General features: G+C 40.1%; 11 protein-coding genes. 3 read left to right on the top strand and 8 right to left on the bottom strand.

Features of this window, described 5'->3' with window-relative positions; translation table 11 throughout:
* The first annotated feature begins 24 nt into the window (after positions 1-24).
* The 3 genes from DVR12_RS02410 (at position 25) to DVR12_RS02400 (ending at position 5,594) form a co-directional block, all read left to right on the top strand.
* Positions 25-3,237, top strand: coding sequence for a TonB-dependent receptor domain-containing protein (locus tag DVR12_RS02410; RefSeq protein ID WP_116973854.1), 3,213 nt, complete (start codon positions 25-27; stop codon positions 3,235-3,237).
* 70 nt (positions 3,238-3,307) lie between these two features.
* Positions 3,308-4,780 (top strand): hypothetical protein, encoded by a 1,473-nt coding sequence (locus DVR12_RS02405; protein WP_116973853.1) that lies wholly within the window; start codon positions 3,308-3,310, stop codon positions 4,778-4,780.
* A 67-nt stretch (positions 4,781-4,847) separates the two neighbouring features.
* A complete protein-coding gene (locus DVR12_RS02400) occupies positions 4,848-5,594 on the top strand; it encodes a hypothetical protein (protein ID WP_116973852.1) in 747 nt (248 codons plus the stop codon).
* 104 nt (positions 5,595-5,698) lie between these two features.
* On the opposite strand, the gene DVR12_RS02395 is transcribed toward DVR12_RS02400, so the two are convergent.
* The 8 genes from DVR12_RS02395 to DVR12_RS02360 are packed head-to-tail and all read right to left on the bottom strand — an operon-like array spanning position 5,699 to position 20,744.
* Complete coding sequence (locus tag DVR12_RS02395; RefSeq protein ID WP_116973851.1) at positions 5,699-7,849, bottom strand: IPT/TIG domain-containing protein; 2,151 nt, start codon at positions 7,847-7,849, stop codon at positions 5,699-5,701.
* Between the two features lie 22 nt (positions 7,850-7,871).
* The gene (locus DVR12_RS02390; protein ID WP_116974233.1) at positions 7,872-11,108 is read right to left on the bottom strand and encodes a TonB-dependent receptor; all 3,237 of its coding nucleotides are present in this window, start codon (positions 11,106-11,108) and stop codon (positions 7,872-7,874) included.
* Entirely contained in the window at positions 11,108-12,091 is a 984-nt protein-coding gene (locus DVR12_RS02385; protein ID WP_116973850.1) for a fasciclin domain-containing protein, read from the bottom strand. Before DVR12_RS02385 ends, DVR12_RS02390 begins: the two co-directional genes overlap by 1 nt.
* Positions 12,092-12,102: 11 nt before the next feature.
* Complete coding sequence (locus DVR12_RS02380; RefSeq protein WP_116973849.1) at positions 12,103-13,293, bottom strand: fasciclin domain-containing protein; 1,191 nt, start codon at positions 13,291-13,293, stop codon at positions 12,103-12,105.
* Between the two features lie 10 nt (positions 13,294-13,303).
* Positions 13,304-14,431, bottom strand: coding sequence for a fasciclin domain-containing protein (locus DVR12_RS02375; RefSeq protein ID WP_116973848.1), 1,128 nt, complete (start codon positions 14,429-14,431; stop codon positions 13,304-13,306).
* Positions 14,385-15,563 carry a hypothetical protein gene (locus DVR12_RS02370; RefSeq protein ID WP_116973847.1) on the bottom strand — a complete coding sequence of 393 codons (1,179 nt, stop codon included), beginning with the start codon at positions 15,561-15,563 and terminating at the stop codon, positions 14,385-14,387. Before DVR12_RS02370 ends, DVR12_RS02375 begins: the two co-directional genes overlap by 47 nt.
* Positions 15,564-15,573: 10 nt before the next feature.
* Positions 15,574-17,292, bottom strand: coding sequence for a hypothetical protein (locus tag DVR12_RS02365; protein WP_116973846.1), 1,719 nt, complete (start codon positions 17,290-17,292; stop codon positions 15,574-15,576).
* 11 nt (positions 17,293-17,303) lie between these two features.
* Entirely contained in the window at positions 17,304-20,744 is a 3,441-nt protein-coding gene (locus DVR12_RS02360) for a TonB-dependent receptor domain-containing protein (RefSeq protein ID WP_116973845.1), read from the bottom strand.
* Between the last annotated feature and the right edge of the window lie 71 nt (positions 20,745-20,815).

Here is a 20,815-nt window from a genome sequence, read left to right as displayed (position 1 = left end):
CCTAGCATACTAAAAAAAACAAGAATGTACAATTTTACCAAAAAAGCCCTTGAAAAAAGGGCCAGGGGAAGTCATGCCCTGAAAATTACAAAATGGCTATGTATCAGTTTAATGATTATTAGCTGTAATGTCTTGCTTGCACAAACCGGCACTGAAAAGCTGTCTATCACGCTATCACAGGCCCCGCTCAGTAATCTCATCAAACAAATCGAAACACAGAGCAATTACGTAGTGAACCTGGTAAGAGAAGATATTGATCTGTCAACTAAAGTAAGCGTCAACCTGCCTCCGGCTACCATTAGTGAAATATTATCAGAAGCATTAAAAAATTCTCCATACCATTTCACAGTTGAAAAAGATGTAATCACCATTCAACGCAAAGCGTCCAAAAAAATATCAGGAGGTAAAATCACTGGCCAGGTTATGGAATCAATAGATGGTGAACCTGTAATAGGCGCCACTATAAAACTAGGTAATAAGGGAACTATTACAGATATCCATGGGCTTTATACATTAGAAATTCCATCCGGAAAATATTCAATGGAAATAAGCTCACTCGGTTTTGTCAGTAAACGGATCAATGAAGTGGTTGTTAAAGAGAATGCCCCTACCCTTTTAAATATTTCACTTAGTATTAGGAAAGGAACTTTAAAAGAAGTGGAAGTAGTAGCATCTGCAAAACGAGAGTCTATTGCCTCATTATATCTCCGCCAGAAAGCCAATGCTGCCATTTCAGACGGGATCAGTGCAGAACAGATTTCCCGGACACCCGACAAAAACATTGGAGAAGTACTAAAACGTGTTACAGGCCTCACCACTATGGATAATAAGTATGTGATAGTACGCGGACTTGGCGAACGTTATAACCAGGCAGTCTTAAACGGGCAGGTGATGCCAAGTACGGAGCTAAACAGAAAAAATTTCAACTTCGATATTATTCCTTCCAATATTGTAGAAAATGTAACCGTAATTAAAACGCTGACTCCAGACAGGAATGCAGAATTCGGAGGCGGACTGGTAGAAGTAAATACACTGGATATTCCGACAGAAAACTTCTTCAACATTTCAGCCGGCGGCAGTTATAATACCAATACTACCGGAAAGGATTTTGTATCTCTGCAATTTGATGGTCGCGAATATCTGGCCCAGGCATCCAAACACCGCGAACTTTTCGGGAAGCTCAACTGGGAAAGCAGAAAAGATATTTTACAGGCATACAATTCGCATGGCAATGATCCTGCTACCGTTAGTAATAACTGGGGATTAACAAGATTTAAAGCACAACCAGGCCAGAATTATCAGCTTTCGGGAGGTCATATATTTAAAGGTCGGAATTCCGGGCAATTCGGAATTTTAGCTTCGGCAAGCTATAGAAATTCGTTATCAACTCAGGATATTAGAATGAGCCGTGATGGGTTTGAAGCAATATTAAACCCTGATGATCCATCAGGAGAATATATCGGGTATATAGGTAAACGTTATGGGATGACTACCAACCTGGGTGGGGTACTTGGGATTGGATATAAAAACAGCAGGAATAAAATTGGTTTTCAAAGTTTGTATTTACGCACCTTAGACCAGCAATTACAGTTAGGTGGCGATGCTCCTGTATTTGGATACTACGACCTTACCACTCAAACCTCATTATGGCAAAACCAATTGAAAGGAGAACATTCTTTAGGTAATAAAGGCATAAAGCTCAGATGGATGGGCAGTTATATTCAACTCGATCGTCAACGGCCCGATAATCATCAGAACACCACACATGCATCTCAATTAAAACCTGAAGACCCTTCTGATTACAACATTAATTCAGCCATGAGTAATGGGATTAGTTTTGGTGCCCTTCGCTGGTGGAGCCGCGCATTGGAAAACAATCTGTCCTGGGATCTGTCTTTATCTGTACCCTTTAACTTCCAGATAGGTAATCTTCCTGTTAATAATACAATTAAAGGTGGTTATGCAGGCTGGAATAAAGATCGGCTATTCTATGTAGTAAATGCAGGAACTAATTTTTCAACTGCTATATATGGTCCGCCATTAGCCAAAGCATTTTCGCCTGAAAATGGGGTGACCTTTGCTTTTGATAAATTCGGAGATGACTTTCATCGTACTGCAGCCTTACATGCGGGCTATCTGATGCTGGATAATAAAATCAGTAAACGCTGGCGTTTAGTCTGGGGGCTGAGGGCTGAATATTATAATCTTAATAATGTCAACGCCAATCTAGATTCTGCAATTGCACTTATCAATTCTACCCGTAACCCTGATAAGCAGTTCGACGTTTCAGCCATTAGAAGCCGCGAACCCAACATGCGCTTTTTTCCATCTGCTAATCTCACGTATAGTCTGACTCCAGCTATGAATCTGCGTTTGGCTTATGCACAAAGTATTATCAGACCAGACCTCAGAGAACTATCTTTCTTTAAAGAATATGATTTTGAATTAGGGGGAGTATATCGTGCCACTCTTGTACGTTCTTCTTTATTGAAACACCTGGATTTCCGCTACGAATGGTATCCTTCAGCCGGGGAAATAGTATCATTCTCTTTGTTTTACAAGAAGATCGATTATCCGATGGAAGTATACAAACAGGGTGATCATAGAGAATATGAGTTAAGAAATAACCGTTGGGCTAAAAACTATGGCATTGAATTGGAGGCTCGCAAATCGTTTGCCTTCACTAAGGTACCAGTAATACGCAATATTACACTTTTCGGAAATTTCACCCGGTTATTTGCAACTGTATTACCTATGAGCACCAGCATCAATGAGCTGGACCCGGATAATCCATATAAAATTGTACCTATTGATGTTGTGGGTAAGGTACAAAAAAGACCCCAGGCAGGAGCCAGCAATATCATGTTAAATGCAGGGGTTTATTATGATACAAAACCAGTATCCCTGAGTGTATCATACAATTACATTTCCAACAGAATGTTCCTTCCTAATGAAAGCTATATTCAATCACTATTCGAGCGGCCGATGAAAAGTCTGGATGCTCAACTGGCCTTTCATCTGATGAAAAACCAGCTCGAGTTTAAAATCAATATTACTAATCTGTTGAATAGTTATTCGCTGGTTTATTCCAATTTATTTTCCGGGCAGTTAGACATCCTGGATGGGAAAAAAGCGCCTACTACTCAGCAATTATTATATAAGAAAGGAGAAAGCAGAATTGATTTTGAAGCTAAGCCAGGTACGACATTGGGAGGTACACTCAGTTACAAATTCTAAATGAAGAAATATACGCGTATCCATATAAGTACCCTGATCAGGTACAGTTTAACCTAAAAAAAACAAAAAAATGAAAAGAAAACCTTTTATTCTTTCGACATTGTCTGTTGCCATCCTGGGTATCCTGTTAATTGCATCCTGCAAAAAGGATAATCAAAAGGTTGGTGATGATCGTTCCCTCAATGCCGGTACACTGGCATCTGGTTGTTTGGATGCCCTTCCTGCTACCGACAGTGTTATCACTGGTCTTATCAATACCGACTTATACCTGAGCAATGCCAGACGTTATAAGTTGAGCGGTATTGTTTACGTAACAGCAGGTCATACCCTTACTATCCAACATGGAACACGTATTCTTGGTCTTGCCGGTACATCCACTGTTCCTGGCGGTGGTCTCGTAATCACCCGTGGTGCCAAAATTAATGCAGTAGGTTTACCTGATTGCCCAATTGTATTTACCTCTTATCGTTATGATGATACGAGTGTACCTGATTCTACCAAATCCGGTGACTGGGCTGGTATTATTATCCTTGGTAGAGCAACAGTAAACAATGCTCCAATTGGTACCGACTCATTACGTATCGAAGGTATTCCTGACGGATTCCCTGGTAGTCCTTATTATGGCGGAAACAACGATGCCGACAACTCTGGTACTTTATCTTATGTACGCATCGAATATGCTGGTTTTGAATTGTCTCCGGACAACGAAATCAACGGTCTTACTTTAGGTGGCGTTGGTAGCGGTACTATAATTGATTATGTAGCTGTTACAGAATCAAGAGATGATGCTTTTGAATGGTTTGGTGGTTCGGTAAATGCAAGTCACCTGATTGCGATCAATGCTTTGGATGATATGTTTGATACAGACAATGGCTACAATGGTACCATTTCCTATGCTGTAGGTATTGCTGATAAGGTGCGTGCAGATAAAAGCCAGTCTAATGGTATTGAAAGCGATAATATTGTTAGTGGTATTACTACTTCCCGCATTACGCATCCAAGGTATAACAACCTGACTATTGTTGGAGTTCAAAACACTGCAAGAGCTTCCGACACTTCTGGTATCGGACGTTATGGTCGTGGTGCTCACCTGAGAAGAAATGCTGAATTTGAGATCAACAATTCAATTATCATGGGTTACAATTACGGTATCTCCCTGGATAGCGCATTAGGTAATACTCCTGGTAAATATCGTTCAGGAATTTCTACCATTACCCACACCTTTGCTCATGGTTTTGGTACTCCTATTACCACTGGTGCAACTTCTATTCCTTATGCGACTGAAAGCAATGGTGTTGCTGCTGTAGGTACAAGATTCAGCACAAGCACCTGGTTTCATGCTCAGGCAATACTGGCTGCAAATGCCAATACTGGTATTAAGAATACTAATCCAAATGGATCAGGATGGTTGTCTAATCCTTTCAACAGTCCTTTAACTGTTCCTAATCTTGCTTCAATTGGCCTTGCTGCCAATTATGGTTCTAAGATCGATACATGGAACTTAGGTGCTACACCTAACAGATGGTTACAGGTTAGCTGGTAATTTCAAATAAGGTAATAACGTATAAGGATAACCTTATACGTTATTACTTTTTCTAAAAGAAAGCATTATGCAAAAAAAATATTTACTCATATTATTAGGAGTTATCCTGTTGGGAGCTTGTCGTAAAGGCACTCCGGCAGAAGAACATTATTTTGGCCGAATAAAAGTTACTTTACTAAATCTACCAGATGCCGGAAAAGCCGGTATTTTTATGGATTCAGAAAAGCTTGGGGAAATTGATCCCAGGGAGCTGGATAATCTGGAATTACTTTTACCTGCTGGAAAATCCGGTAAATTAAAAATTATTGACGCTGCCAGCAATAACCTGATTGCAGACAGCAATGTTGTGGTTGTACCTAATACCAAACAGGAATTCAGAGTAGGGTACAGCGAGTCTTTAAACCTGAAAGGGTTTATCAGTGATATAAATGTACCTGAAGATTCTATCAGAGTACAGATTATTTATAGCCTCAAAAAACCTTTCAATAATTATCCCGACGTAGAGCTGCATCTATATAGTGTATATATGGAAGAAACAGGAATAATTTTGAAAGGATTGAAATTAAATGACCCAAATCCTCATATTCTTACTTTCCCGAAACTGGGAGAAGGAGATAATCCTCTGGGCTATTTTTTTAAGTTGAAAAATGTTAAAACCGGTGAGTTCATTATGGATGCAAGTGGTTCTGATGTTTTTCCATTGATCTTTGCATCATCAGACTATTATGGTCACTATCTCTTTATAAATATCAATGATGATTCAGGCGAGACTGCCGATGAAAATTACTTTTCAACAACCATTACTATATTATAAAGCATTGTCATAAAGAAATTTATTTCCTCAATATAAGAGGGCTAACCAATATTATTTGGTTAGCCCTTGTTGTTTCAGGTTTTAGGTTTAAGGCTCTTTTATTATTATCGTAAGATGATTTTTCTTATCGCTTTATTGTATCGTTCTACTACCAGAATATTTCCGTCACGGTCAATTGAAATAGCATTGATACTATTAAACAATGCTTTATTCAGTGTTCCGTCTGCATACCCAAAAGCCGGGGATGCACCGCCCGACCAGCCGGTGATGCGGGTAACCTGACCATCATAAATATAGCGGATAGCGCTGTTGTCGGCAACAAACATCTCATTTGTTGTATTGTTATAAACGAGTCCGCTCAAATTACTAAATCCGGCAGTGGTGAGCGATCCATTTGCAAAGCCATACAGGTTACCTGCATAAAGGCTCTTTACATTATCTGCGATTTTAGAGATATATGGATTTTCAAAATCACCGGCAAAGTATAAAACTCCCTTATTATCTATAGCCATAGTACCAGTTGGAGTGTAATACCCAACTCCCATTTGCGAAGAGTTACCAGCTGCATCAACTCTGTATGCTCCACCATACTGGGCACCGAAATACAAACCGTTGTTCTTATCTATTGCCAATCCGGTCATATAATAACTCACTTTTGCAACAGTAGAAACCATACCGGTAGGTGTAACCTTTCTAATTGCCCTGTTATTACCATCTGAAATGTATAGATTATCCTGTGCATCAATTACCATGTTAGTACAGTAACTAAATGCCGCTGCAGTTCCCTGTCCATCTGCATAACCAATGCTATTATCTGCTCTTCCGGCAAAAATGCTCACATTACCAGTAGCATCGACCTTTTTTATCACGTTAATATCTGCTACAAAGTAATTGCCTTTTGAATCTCCTACTACGGCTTTAGGGTCAGCAAATACATTCAATTGAGGGCCTCCAACTATTGTTATTACTCCAGCTCTTCTAAACTCCGGCCCATCTGCTACCAGTTGTCCGGTTGTTACCTTCAGAAGTCCGGTACTGATATTTGCAGGTACAACTACGTTTAGGGTAGAATCGGTAACAGCAGTAACCGTTGCTGCAATTCCATTGAAAGTTACCTGGTTGGATGCGATATTATTGTCAAAACCCATCCCCTTCACTACTACCTCAGAACCCGCCAAACCATTATCCGGAATTAGTTGTGAAATACCCAATGCCTGCTCTTTAAATAACGGGCCATCAGATTGTTGTCCGTTCACTGCAATCACCATTTTTCCCATACCTGCTCCTGCAGGAACTTCCACCGATAGGCGATTATCTGAAGCTCCCAATATTTTAGCAGCTTTTCCATTGAAAGTTACATTTACTTCATCCAACAGGCTGCTGAAGTTGGCACCCGCTATTTCTACTCTCGTATTAGCCGGAGCACTTAATGGTGCAACGGTATTAATTTGTGGCTTAGGCACAACGGTAAATACCTGTCCTACTGTTTTTTGCCCGTTAATTGTTAATGCCACTGGTCCGGTTGTTACCCCTTCCGGTACATTTACGGTCAGTTTATTTGCGGTGGCAGCTATTATGTTGGCTGCCTTACCATTAAATGTAACAGTGTTGGCAGCTAATGTTGTTTCAAATCCTGTTCCATCTATTACCACCTGGGTTCCGGCACCTCCTTTTACAGGCTTAATGGTATTGATTTTTTGGAAAGTAAATGCAGGGCCATCTACTGATTTGCCATCTACTGCCACTATCAATTTTCCGGTTCCTGCATCTTCTGGTATTGTAGCTACCAGCAAAGTATCGGTCATACTGGTTACCAGCGCACTCTTTCCGTTGATAGTAACAGTTGCCGGAGAATTAAGGCTTCCAAACCCAGCACCATAGATAGATACGTTAGTACCTGCCGGCCCATTCAAAGGGGCCACTCTATGCATACTCAATGCCTGATAGGTATAATTACCCACTTCTATTTTTCGTTCACCTTCCTTTACTACCAGGGCACCAGAACTTCCATTTTGCGGAGCCATTACAATCAGGATGGTGTCTCTTGCATCTATTACTCGGGCTTCTGCTCCGTTGAATGAAACAAGGGTATTTTTATTAAGGCCCTGACCCTGGAAAGTAACAATAGTTCCGGCATTTCCGCTATTAGGCCAGAATGAGGTTACATTTACCGCATGGATCGATTCATTACGGTCACGCTTACACGCGGATAATATAAAGACGATGAATGCGAGGAGATATAATTTGTTTTTCATTTTTGTTTGTCTTTAACGTTCATTAAAATGAATATCTCAACCCTAGCTGCACCTGTGATCTTGAATTCAGGAAATCGATAGAGTATGGAGTTCCCGGATCCATAAAGCCGTAAACAGGATAGCCTCCTGGTTGCTGACTTGCCGGAAATACTGGTGTTAAACCTGCACTCGCCGTAGAGTTGAAGGTATTAGGTGAGAAATAGGAAATTCCCCAATTATTATTCACTAAATGAGTAAGATTTAGAATATCTACTGTAAAGGTGATATACTGTTTGCCGAAATGGTACTCCTGAGCAAAGTGAAAATCGGCCTGCACATTCCATGGAGTACGTGCTGCATTCCTTTCTGTAAAACCTCCTCTTCTGCTTCTCAGATATTTATTGCCATCTATGTATGCATTAAAGGCATCTGCCTGTTGCTGTGCTGTCTGGTCTTTTGTATCTCTAAAAAACCTAACAGCTTCTTCTCTTGATGGAATATAGAGCAAGCTTACCTGCTGTGGCAATCCCTGAATACTGTTGTTTACTACTCCATAGGTAAACGGACTACCAGATTGTGCACTGGCAAAAAGAGTAAAAGTACTGTTCCAGGTAGCGTTCCAATTTTTGCGATAGTTAATATTTGTCACAATTCTGTGTCTGATGTCGAAATTCGACCATGCAAGTCCGGGATTATTTGGATTTAATGCCTGGTTCAACTGCCAGTTACTTTCCATTGAGTTTCTGATACCATTGGATACATCTTTTGAACCTCCATAAGTATAGGCAAGAGAAAACTGCAATCCATTATTAAAACTACGATTAACGCTACCGGTAATACTATAACGATATCCCTTGTTTGTATTGCTTAACAGGTACGCATTGGAAAAACGCGGATCGATGGTACCACTGTATACAGGTTGCTCACGTTGTTTATCGAATCCATAGTAGGTAGGGTTATCCTGGATATTGATCTGTTGAAATAACACATCCTTTATGGTTTTGGTAAACATACCTTCTACGGTATATTTAAAGCCTGCGTCACTGGTATAATCAACTGCAACAGAGTTACGCCATACCTGAGGCAAAACAAAGTTGTTATCGATAACATCTACCTGTGTTTTACCGGCGTTTGGATTGTTAACTACTGCTCCATTCTTAAGAATAAATTGTGCTATACCATTGTTACCTCCCAGTAACGGATCGCTTCCCGGAGTAAATACTTTTGAATCGGCCTTCTGATCATAAGATCCATAATTAATACCATTATTGTAATACGCATAGGCAATCCATGCAAATGGAATGCGACCAGTAAAGAAACCGGTACCTCCACGTAAGATCAATCGCTGATCACCCAGCCAATCGAATCTAAATCCAAGTCTTGGAGATACCTGTACCTTATTCAGATATCCGTTGTTGATGCGATTTAGTGGAGTATAGGTGTAAGTATTTCCAAAATAATTATCAGTATTTGCATTCTGTGTTTTTTCACTTAATTCAGGCTTCTCTGGTAACCAACTATAATCAGCTCTTAATCCCGGAATTAACTTAAACTTATCTGTCAGTTGAATTTCATCCTGAAAATAGAGGCTATTCATATTTACATTAAAGCGGGCTTCAGGATTTGCCAGAATATAATTACGATCATTGTTATTATAATTATAACTTCCACGTACCCTGTATGGGATATTGTTTAAATAGTCATCTATACTCAGGTAATCTACTCTCCCATTCCAGCTGTTAACGAAACCATAGTCGATATGATACAATTCATTATGTGTTCCCAGTAATATGGTATGTTTTCCACTTCTGAAAGTAAGATTCTCTGTAATCTCAATGGTACGTTGCTTCATATTAAAGATGCTTGCTTCCCTGTCTGTTCCCAAGTAGATAGTAGTTCCAGGAGTACGGCCCATAATCTGTACCTGTGGGAGTGATGGATCAGCTTCAGGATTACGTTTATCATTTACCACACTGAAACCCGCAATAAAGCTGTTAGACCATCTGCTATTAAATCTTGATTTCAGCTCCATCACAGTAGAAGTCTGATTATTAACCTGCTGGTAAGCCATACTGCTAAAGCGGAAGTCCTGCTGATCTCTATCCATGTTCACAGCGGTCGACAGAATTGTGTTATTACGAACAGATAACTGATGTTTATCAGAAATATTCCAGTCGAGGCGGTTAAAGAACTTCTGGGATTTTGAATAGGCAAGGAAATCTCCGGCGGTGCCGGGATCAAATTTGTTGTTGGTTCTTGCCAGTGTAGCTTCACGGATTTCTATCGCATCTTTTACAGTAAAGATTTGTGCAGTTTCCGATTGTCCTACTTTTAGTTGAGCAGGGTCCTGTCTTGAAGTTATTTCTTCATTGGTAAAAAAGAAAAGCTTATTCTTAATAATCGGGAAACCAACACGGAAACCTGCCTGATAATCATGAAAATCGCTGTTCATTTTACCAACAGGACTTTTACCCATTAACGCAGCATTCCGGCCAAAAGCATAAACGGAGCCAGTTACTTTATTAGTACCACTGCGGGTTACGGCATTAATACTACCACCGGTGAAGTTTCCGATTTTCACATCAAAGGGTGCAAGATAAACCTGCATATCTTCAATTGCATCCAGAGAAACAGCATTGGTTCGGGTACTGGATCCAGGCATGCCTGAAGAACCTGTAATACCTCCCATAGAAGGACTAAAACCAATGGCGTCATTATTAATAGCGCCATCAATTGTAACGTTATTGTATCGGAAATTCGTACCAGCAAATGAATTATCCCGGGTGCTTTGAGGTACCATCTTTGTGATATCCTGAATACTTCTTGAGATCGTTGGCATATTGTTCAACTGGGTGCGGCTGATATTCTGCCCTGCACCAAATGTATTGGCAGTTCCAGATTTACGTGTACCCGTTACAGTAACCCCACTAAGATTTGTGCTGGTGGCAGAGAGGGTGAAGTTTAAGGTTAATGGTTCTCCTAACCGGATTACTATTTGTTCTTTTTTTTGAGTTTCCATCCCCATCATCGAAGCCGTTACAGTATAAGGGCCACCAATTCTAAGATTGGGTAAAAAATATCGGCCATCGGTGCCAGTAACTATTCCATAACGAGTACCTGAAGGCTCGTGAATAGCTAATACGGTAACACCTATCTGTGGTTCATTCTTATCATTCAAAACCTTCCCGGATAAACTACCATTGGTCTCCTGCCCCATCAAATGCTGCACCTGCAGAAAAAAGCAGATTAACAGTCCAAATATGTAAAAAATTCTCTTCATCATTTCTGGTTTTCATTTAATATCTGATCAATAATATGTACCACCCCATTACCTGCCATGACATTAGATTTGATGACCTGCGCAGGGTTGGCATTACCTTCACCAGCCAGCGTAATGCTGGTATACTTAGTTCCTGATTTAACAAGACTTATCTTAACCGTATTATTATTGAACATAGTTTGTGTAGTACGTTCAGTTGTACCGGTAGTAAGAATATAGTCGTAGATAAATCTCCTTCCCTGGAAGAAATGATATTGCAGCAAGGATTTTAACACGTTTGCATCGGTACGGGAAATACTATCAATAGTCTGAAATCCGGCTTTGCGGAAAGCATTGTTAGACGGAGCAAAGAAGGTATTAACTTCATTCTTATAGAATTCTTCTTTTAAGCCAGCTTGTTGCAGTGCTACATTAAGGTAATTAAGGGTTGTATCACTTGAAATCACCTCTCCTATTTTGCTATACACCAAAGGTTGCAATACATTATCTATTACCTGTATTAATCCATTACTGGCATTTAGGTTGAAAGCCAAAACAGGGGTACCATTGATTGTTACAACCGTATCTGCATTTTTAATCCAACGGGTCACATATATTTTGCTGCCTGAAATAGCTGAAAGCTCCTGATTAAATTTGAATGGCATTTCATTCAGCTTCCAGGTTCCGTGCACAATATGATAAGCAACCATATTATTTAAAATAACACCACTTTCTTTAAGAACTGCCTGGTCGTTGGCATAACCAGCCTTGATAAATGCGTTATTATCGGGGATCAGAACAGTAAATGGTCCATCATTCAGCAACTCGTTTCTGTAGGCTGTTCTGCCCATTGCGGTATTAAAGAAGGAAAAATTGAATTTATTATCATCTATTACGAAAGCAAGTCGATTTTCGACTTCAGTACTCAGCTTTGTATCATCCTTCTTAGTACAGGCTATTACACCAGCGAAAAGGATCAAACAAGTATATTTTAATAATTGCATGGAAGACTTTTTTAGTTGGATAATTGCATCAGATCATCTACTACATGAATAACACCATTCAACACCCTATGATCTTTACTTTTAAGAGGAACAAAGGGCATGTTGGTTCCATATCTTCTGATCATAGGTTGTCCATTATTGTTTCTAAAATCAAGGCTGATATGAACAGGACCTGTGCTATAGCGTTCACCTTTGTATAAAGTCATCCCACTAAGCAAATAAGGGATATCCAATAAATCATTTGAAAAGTATACTGGCCCAAGTTCTGCCTCACCAAAGAGTTGGGATGTAGTATATACTTCTGTACCATGAGGGAAAAGTATACTATCAATTGCCGTAACAGGTTGCTGATAAAACAAATTCTCGTCATAATCCGGATCCGGCAAAGGCCAGGAACGCATACAATAATTGTAGATGTCTTCGGTTGTATTAAATCCACTTTTATGAAATGCTTCATTGGTAGGCAGGTATAGTGTAAAGGGTGCAATACCGGTTCCCGAATTCAACAGATCTATAATTCCCATATACATCCACATTTCGGTATACAGGCTATCAGAAAGTAAAATGGCATCTCTGTATAAACTGAATTCGGGATTGTTTTCTATATATTCCCACATTGATTCCGTTGGAGGCATCAGTACATGGCTAATAGGGTAAACCATACCATTAATACCCGGAGTTACAACTCCCCATTTATTCTGACCAATACCATTGATCATCAGGCTATCACCGTATTTCCCAATATATAAGTAGTCGTTGTATCGTTTATACCAGTTACCATGCCCATCCAACTGGCGGCTTGAAATCGTCTTCGCTGGTATATTCCCTCTTATATCCTGCATACTGGCAGATTCCAGTCGGGAAGAAATAATATGAAAAGAAAGCATGGCGCTTAGCTCTTCTTTGGAAGAGGTATTAATTCGCTGAGCTGTCCATCCGGCAGCATTAAATGCATCATCTGTGGGCACCAGTAGTGTATAATTCGGAATGTTGGACGTCTTCAATACCTGATCCATACCAGATTTTGCGAGTGCTGCCTTGAAAAGTGTATATGGCGATTCTTCAATTATTTGCTGCCAGGTTTTAATTGGTCCTTTCGTTCCATCTACAGGGCTACCAATTGGTTCAGGCATAATATCCTGCTTGGTACAAGCCATCAGCAAAACAAAAGCAGGTAATAAAAATTTTATAATTGATTTCATTATTGCTGGTTTAACGTTTCATTAAGTCGGGTTGCAAAAAAATATCGTCAACTATATGCACAACACCATTATTACACAGGTGATCACAATTCGAAAATCCCTGGTTGTATTGAATGGAAGCCGGTCCTTCAGTATTAACAACCCACGAACCACCTTTCCATTTATAAATCCAGATTTCTGCCTTGTTACCACTCCAGGTGCTATAGTTAGGAGAAACACCATAAGTACTATCTACTCTTGCTATACTTCCACCATTAATATTTAACTGTCCTATCATATATCCGTCGGTCGTAAAAATCCGCATAGGCTTCATCATCAATGCATAGATGCCAAAGGTTACCGGACTATAATCCGCAGGATTCATAGCCTTAATTTTCTCCAGAGTGATATTGTTCTTCAGGAATGCATTATTGGTAGGTACAAAAATGGTAACCGGGTTATTCTCTTTCAGATTATCCCACAGCTTAAACTGCTTCATAGCAGCTACGAAGAATGAAAGGGAAGTATCAGCCGCTATATATTCCTGGGTTGTCATTTTATTATACCCTAATGGTCTTGTTACTATATGTATCACTCCATTAGCCAATGCAATATCCCTTTTGGTTCCTTTTCCCATAATTGCTCCGTTTATTACAATCATTCTATCTGAGGCAGTGAAATAATTGCTTACATCTACAGAAACATGCATAGGTGCTCCGGAGAGCGTTATATATTTATTATCCAGTTGCAAGGGCAACATATTGGTAAAATACCGGTTACGGATAATGTGGTATTTCAACACTTCCCTCAAACTATCTGTATTCAAACTTTCAATTTGTTCTATGGTTGAAATACCAATTAAATTAAATGCATTGTTATCAGGAGCCATCAAGGTAAACGGTCCATTATTAATAAGTGTATCATACAAACCTGTCTTTTTTAATGCTGCATTCAGCAAACTCAGATCGTAATTATTTTCTATAAACACACCCATGGTACGCGGAACACTGGTTCTATCGATTGGAGGTTGAAGGTTATCCTTACTGCAGGAAGCCAACCAGCAAACCAGACCGCATAACAAAAATTGCTTTAGCTTTAACATTGTAAATTGTTTATTGGTAAACAGGAGGCGCATAGCTTCGCTGGATTGTTGTAACATAAAATTTCCGGTTGATGTACTCTACTGTGTTTACAGTGGAAAAGGAACGTGGATTCTGAGTTCCTGAATGTATACTGATGATCATTCCGGTTCTAAGATCTCCCCTTACTCTGAAAGGAAAGTTTCCGGCCATATGTTCTTCTCCATAATCGCCTAAAATCAAAGTAGAATAAGCCCCGGCTGGCAGGTAGCCCGAATAACCAATATTCTGGGGATTCATTCCTGGCCCGAAGAAGGAAAACTGCTGACAGAGATTACCTGTAAACACTTTATTGGAGCTGGTATCAGCAAACAATGGGAAACTATAATACGGAGTAACTGTACCATTTAAAGACCTAATAATCCTTCCCATTGGAACATCCCCATATCCCGGCAATGCGGTAAAGGTTGAGTTATTTCTTTTCTTCAATGAATAATAAATGGCCATTGTATCTCTCAGCTTAGTACTCGTCAGGTTTGTATTGAGCTGTTCGTTCGGAGCCAGCTCAAAAAAACCGTCTGCACTAAGATTATAGAAATTTACATACACCATAGAATCAACAAATGGCTGCTTGGGAAAGGTTTCATGGCGCAAATACATAATAGGATCATTCTTTACATAATCCTTAATCAATATTTGCATGGTATATACTTCGGTAGGAGAAAGATCAATCGTGGTATCTACCAATGATACTCCTCTTTCCAATTTGCTCAATTCAAAGAATGGTGTATTATTTAAAGGCCTTGTTCTAAAGATTACCCGATGTGGACCAGAAGGAACCTGAGCCCAGCTCGACAAATCATACCCGTTAAGTATAGGAGCTGCTAACACTCTGTTGGTACCCGGATATTCCTTCTGCCAAACTTCATTACTCCCGGCATCAGGATAGGGTCTGGCCCATGTACTTCGTTGTTCTAAAAAATCACCAATAATGGCTGCACTTTCAGGCACTCCGTCTGCATCCAGAACAGGGTCTATCAGCATGGTAAGAAAAGGTTGAGGCCTGTCTTTATTATCTAATGTCGGGCTGTATTCCAGACAATTGAAGACACGTAAATATGCAGGAGAAGTTACGCTGGCATATTCTGTTTTTCTACAACTACTGACTAACAATACCGTCAGTAATCCAAAGTATATAAAACAATTTCTCATGGTAGATTTACTATTTTGTGTGTTTCACAATTATCATCCTTGCTCTATCCTTTGCCGGAGCACTTGCATTTAAATTTCCTATAAGTGCAACGGTATATACCCCAGGTTCACTAGCCGGTACTTGCAGCGTTTTATACAATTCAGGTTTGGCGATAAATTCCCGGCTCTTTAAATTCCTTACTTCACGTACCCAATCTCCGGGCATAATAGCAGGTGTGGAGGCGTAAAGAAGCATATCTGTGGTGAAGTTTACAAACATCCGTATATACGGCTCCGAGGTAATGGGTTTAGTAAAAACAATATGTTCATTTCCCTTACCATTGATTTGAATCATACTTCTGAAAGGCATACCATTGTCGGCCATAAATGAAACCTCTTTGGTATCCGGACAAAAGTTCATAAAACGCACCCAGAAAGGATATGAATCCTTAAAAGTATTATAGGTAGCATCATCATTCGCTGTTCCGTTATAATACTTACCACTCAAATTGTTAGAGGTAATTGTGATTCCAACTCCATTAGTTTTTGGATAACACCAGGCACTGAGATTATCTCCCGGCTCTAAATAAAAAGTGGTGTCGGCCAATTTTTTCTCATTGGCATCCAGCACTTCCAATGTATGTTTTCCTACAATCTGAATACTGTATTCACCAGCTCGTGAAGCTTCCAGCAATTCAGGAAGTAAGATTCCATCTATTTTATATTTCACACTGGCAGATGGCAGCGCATTAATACCCTGTATTTTTGCGTAGGTGAGATTAATAGGATCTGAAATATCATTGATTACACGGAATACGTTGTTATCTGTCGAATACGTTTCACCATTGGGATTCCCGGTAGGAAGTTTGCTATCATAATTAATACTTACCACGATACTATAAATTCCCCCTGGCAGATAAGTTTTTACTGGCGCATAAGTTAGCCAGGTATTTTTATAGCCGCCAATCCCAGGTTCTCCGTTCACGTCCATTAAGGTGCCGGTAGCAGGATTAAGGATATTATATCCACCGCCGGTTCCGGAAATTTCTTTTCCATCTCTGTCCAATATCTTAAACTGATAAGTACCATATGGAATTTCTACATATTCGGAATATTCTCCAGCAGCAATAGGAGTAATACCCGGAACCAAAGTTCCATCTGCGAAAGCCAGTCTGAATGGGCCATTTCGCTGCAGCCCCACCGGGGTATGACTATCAAGAGGAGAGGATAAATTGACGAGGCGTATTTTGAAGGCTGCAGGGTTTACCGGCGAAGAAATGCTTCTTGGAATACGGAATAAAGAATCCGTGTATCCACCCAGGTTAGGTGTAAACCTTACAAAATAATAGTCAAATGTTTTGAATGGATCATCCTGTACTTTAAAAGGTCTGGCAGGTGGTACAGGCAATTTCGTACCAAGCGTACTAAAAAGGATACTATCGGCTATTCCGTTCTTTAATACTTCCTGCGGAATAGTAAAAGTAAGACCTAAACGGCCCGATTCAGGGAAAAAGCGGGTTCCTTTCGTCTGCCCCGGACCGTAGTTACCTTCAATATCCGGAGCAACAAAGCTGGTCAATGCCTGTCCGTTTATTTTTAACTCTGTTGCACCAATCAAATTGATAAGCCGACTGTTCGATGGAGAATTAGGTAGCTGTACCAACCTATTATCATAAGTATAATCCAATTTTTTAGTGCATGCACTTAAAAAGTAAGTCGCACCTAAAATATAAAGCAAGTATTTTCTCATTGAAGTACGATTTACAGGGTGTAAGTAAGGCCAAGCATAAATTCAGTTCCACGATGGTAGCTTCTTCTCACATATCTCTTACCATAGAAAAGCCCACCAGTTCCGGGGTTTGCGTATACCTCCTCAACTGGTCTGTCCAGAATATTTTTGGCAAATCCTTTTAGCTGAAGTCTTTTTATGATCTGTTGTGTAAATACCAGATCCAGTACCGGTAATGGTCGTGAATACAAATCCGGTGTTCCATCGAGGTTTACCTGAATAAGGCGTTCTCCCACCATATTGAAAGTCACAGTAACATCGGTTCCTAAAATCGAATGATTGTAGTTGAGGAAGATATTCATTGAATAAGGAGCCTGCTCAAACAATGGACTATTCTCAGGAGCACGACGATCAATAGCCCTGGAAGAGTTTAATCTTTCCTGTGTTTTCTTAATCTCACTCTGAGCTAATAACAGATTGGCTCCAAGATTGAAGAACTTCAGATTTTTGTTTACCAGACTTAGGTTCTTAACTACTTCCAGTTCTATACCATAAACCCTACCTTTATTCGGATCGTTCTGAAACTCGATTGCCGGGAATTCAGGAAACTTAGCTTCAAGCCCGGATGATTGTTGTTTAAATACCTTGGTAAGCTGGTTATCTATTTCTTTATAAAATACAGAGGCCGATAAAACTTCTCCAGGTTTGGTAAACCATTCCCATCTGAAGTCGTAGTTAGTGGTATGTTGATTTTTTAATTTTGGATTACCAACAACAAGGGCAAACTGAAACGGATCAAAATCGAATACGTTTGTAATTTCTCTCAACTCCGGTCTGGCAAGGGTTGTATTGTACCCTAGGCGGAAATTCATATCTTTATTTAAAGTGTAGGTTAAGTTGGCCGAATAATAAGGGGTATAATCAGTTTTATAGACGCTGTTAGGCTCCGTATATACCAGATTCACCTTGTTACCACTAGCATCGGTGGTCGTAATATTTGGATCAAGAAATACATTGGAGGTATCTACCGCCGCCTGAATATCGGTAAGTTCAAATCTTACCCCACCGGTTAAACGTAACTGCTGAGTAACTCTCATATCCAGCATTCCGTAAAATGCTCTTGTTTCGTAATAGCCTTTGTAGTTATTGGGTGATTTCTGAGTATTGTATAGAAATCCACCTACTTTTGGCGCTCCTTCTTCATTGCTGTTGTTAATTGGTCTTACGCCAATTCTGTCGTATCCAATCAATTGGTCCAGATTTCCATTTACATCATATAGAGGAGTTGAACCTGTTGCTGAATAATTGGAACCCGGGAGATATAAAATATTTTCGGAAAAGCTTCTTCTGCGAAACAGGTAGTTGGCTCCTGTTTTGAATTCCTGTTTTAAGCCGTTGATCTTAAAAGGCAGGGTTAAATCGGCTTTATAGTTATAATTATTCTCAGCCAGATGTCTGTATCTTCTACCGTTAGGATCGGCCTGAATAATACCGTAAGGGCCGTATCCCTTTACATATCCTGATACCAGGGCATACGAACTTTGGCTATAAACATAACCTGGCGCTCCATTGGGTTGGTCGGAAGGCTTAGTGACAGAAGTACCATCATTCATTCTGTAATCTGCCAGGTTTACAAACCTGTAATCAGGATCATCCTGCGATGAATAGGAAGTAGCCAGGTTGTAACTCAGTTTGGGTGCCAACTCTGTTTTTCCAAATTTATGTTCACCCTGCAGGTTATAGGTATTTAATTCGCGATAGGTTTGTCGCAGGGAATACACATAATTAAATACCTTTCCTGGCAACCCTGTATACTCAAAGGCACCATGCAGATTACTGGCTTTGGTTTCGGCTCCCCTACTGCCCAGATATTGCATACTGATTTCGTGTTGCGGATTAAACCGGTAGGTGAGTCCGCCCAGGAAACCGTAGTTAAGCGTTTGTGTACCGGTATTCTCTTTATAATTCAGATATTTCCCCAGGTTGATATTGTTTGGTGTAATGTAGTTAGGGATCACACGTGGACTATACAAATTGGAATTGCCTGTCAGCACTCCCTGGTAAATACTATACTGTGTAAGGTTACCATCATAAACATCTGTAGTGCGGTTGTAATAGTTGGCACCGAGAATCAGTCCGAGCTGGTGTTTCTTAAAAATACTGAAGTTATTACCGTAGGTAATTGAATAAATCTGATTAAGCGGTGCCGTTTTGTATTTAGTTGTGAGCACAGGATCAAAGCTGTGCATGATATTATTGATCCTTTTTACTTCTGCAGCTTTAGCCGGATCGTTTCTGCTATCTGCTATCAGTTGCTGGATATCTTTTAAGCCATTGGGATATTGGCTTGAAAGGTCCTTAAAATCATCCGATAACATCTTACCCTTAACCTTACCTCCAAGAAACCCCATATCGCTGTTATAGAAGCTATTTACGCTTTTACCGGTACTTGAACTCATCCCTGTCTGAACAGTGATATTGAGTGTTTGCCTGTCGGGTACCGATTTTGTTTTCAATTCAACGATCCCGGCGGCGGCATCAGCTGGTTTATCTGGAGTAATGGATTTATAGATAGTGATATTGTCGAGTAATGAAGCAGGTACCAGGTCCAGAGGAATAGCACTTCTGTCAGGATCGGAGGAGGCCAATCTAACACCATTCAATTGCCCGATAACACTACGATCACCCAATCCGCGAATTGCAACATACTTATCATCAGTAATTGTAACCCCGGAAACGCGTTGTAAGGCCTGGGTGGTTGTAACACTGGCGGTACGTTCCATCAACTGGGCAGAGATCCCGTCAGAGATTACTGCAGCATTTTTACGATCGTTTAATAAAATAACTTCCGTATTGGAGCGGCGGCGAGCATCTACTGTCACACCATTAAGTGTTCTGCTATCCTGAGACAGCGCAATAGTAATTACTTTGGCACTTCCTGCTTGCACAGTTTTCAGGCTGTAGCCAACATAATAAACAGTTAACGCATCGGTACTATCTTTTACTTCTGCAGAAAAATGTCCGGTTTCATCGGCAATAATAACCGCACCGGAACTTTGAACGACTATTTCAGCTTTGGCTACTGGTGTAGATTTTGCAGCATCGGTAACAACCCCATTTAAAGTATGCTTCTGAGTTGTTCGGGGAGTTTGTGGAATAGCCTTACGAATAACAATCTTCTTTCCGTCTACTACTTCATACTCCAGGCCTGTATTTTCCAGCAACTGAGTTAATACCTCGGCCAGCGGCTTGTTTGAAGCATCGAATGTCACTTTCTTTTCCACTGCCTTCACATCAGATGGATTGTAGAAAAAAGTAATTCCATTCTTTTGTTGTAAGATATTAATACACCTGGCAACCGGTTCGTTTTTGAAGCTGACACTTATCTTTCTTTGCTGAGCATCCTGTGCAAAGGATGGCGCGGAAAAGAACAATAGCAGCAGCATACAGCCTTGTAAAATTTTGTCCTTCATTCGTTTTATTTTTAGAAATAGAAGTTCCTATACCAGCCACTACATAGTAGCCGGAAGCAGGAAATAGTATG

This window comes from Chitinophaga silvatica (assembly GCF_003419895.1).
Taxonomy (GTDB): Bacteria; Bacteroidota; Bacteroidia; order Chitinophagales; family Chitinophagaceae; genus Chitinophaga; species Chitinophaga silvatica.
Note: the sequence above shows the minus strand (reverse complement) of the source record. Positions and strands in the feature narration are given on the sequence as shown.

What these genes read in the sequence shown, in the direction of transcription:
- DVR12_RS02410 (WP_116973854.1), top strand. Translation starts at nt 25, where the DNA reads ATGTACAATTTTACCAAAAAAGCCCTTGAAAAAAGGGCCAGGGGAAGT.
- DVR12_RS02405 (WP_116973853.1), top strand. Translation starts at nt 3,308, where the DNA reads ATGAAAAGAAAACCTTTTATTCTTTCGACATTGTCTGTTGCCATCCTG.
- DVR12_RS02400 (WP_116973852.1), top strand. Translation starts at nt 4,848, where the DNA reads ATGCAAAAAAAATATTTACTCATATTATTAGGAGTTATCCTGTTGGGA.
- DVR12_RS02395 (WP_116973851.1), bottom strand. Translation starts at nt 7,849, where the DNA reads ATGAAAAACAAATTATATCTCCTCGCATTCATCGTCTTTATATTATCC.
- DVR12_RS02390 (WP_116974233.1), bottom strand. Translation starts at nt 11,108, where the DNA reads ATGAAGAGAATTTTTTACATATTTGGACTGTTAATCTGCTTTTTTCTG.
- DVR12_RS02385 (WP_116973850.1), bottom strand. Translation starts at nt 12,091, where the DNA reads ATGCAATTATTAAAATATACTTGTTTGATCCTTTTCGCTGGTGTAATA.
- DVR12_RS02380 (WP_116973849.1), bottom strand. Translation starts at nt 13,293, where the DNA reads ATGAAATCAATTATAAAATTTTTATTACCTGCTTTTGTTTTGCTGATG.
- DVR12_RS02375 (WP_116973848.1), bottom strand. Translation starts at nt 14,431, where the DNA reads ATGTTACAACAATCCAGCGAAGCTATGCGCCTCCTGTTTACCAATAAA.
- DVR12_RS02370 (WP_116973847.1), bottom strand. Translation starts at nt 15,563, where the DNA reads ATGAGAAATTGTTTTATATACTTTGGATTACTGACGGTATTGTTAGTC.
- DVR12_RS02365 (WP_116973846.1), bottom strand. Translation starts at nt 17,292, where the DNA reads ATGAGAAAATACTTGCTTTATATTTTAGGTGCGACTTACTTTTTAAGT.
- DVR12_RS02360 (WP_116973845.1), bottom strand. Translation starts at nt 20,744, where the DNA reads ATGAAGGACAAAATTTTACAAGGCTGTATGCTGCTGCTATTGTTCTTT.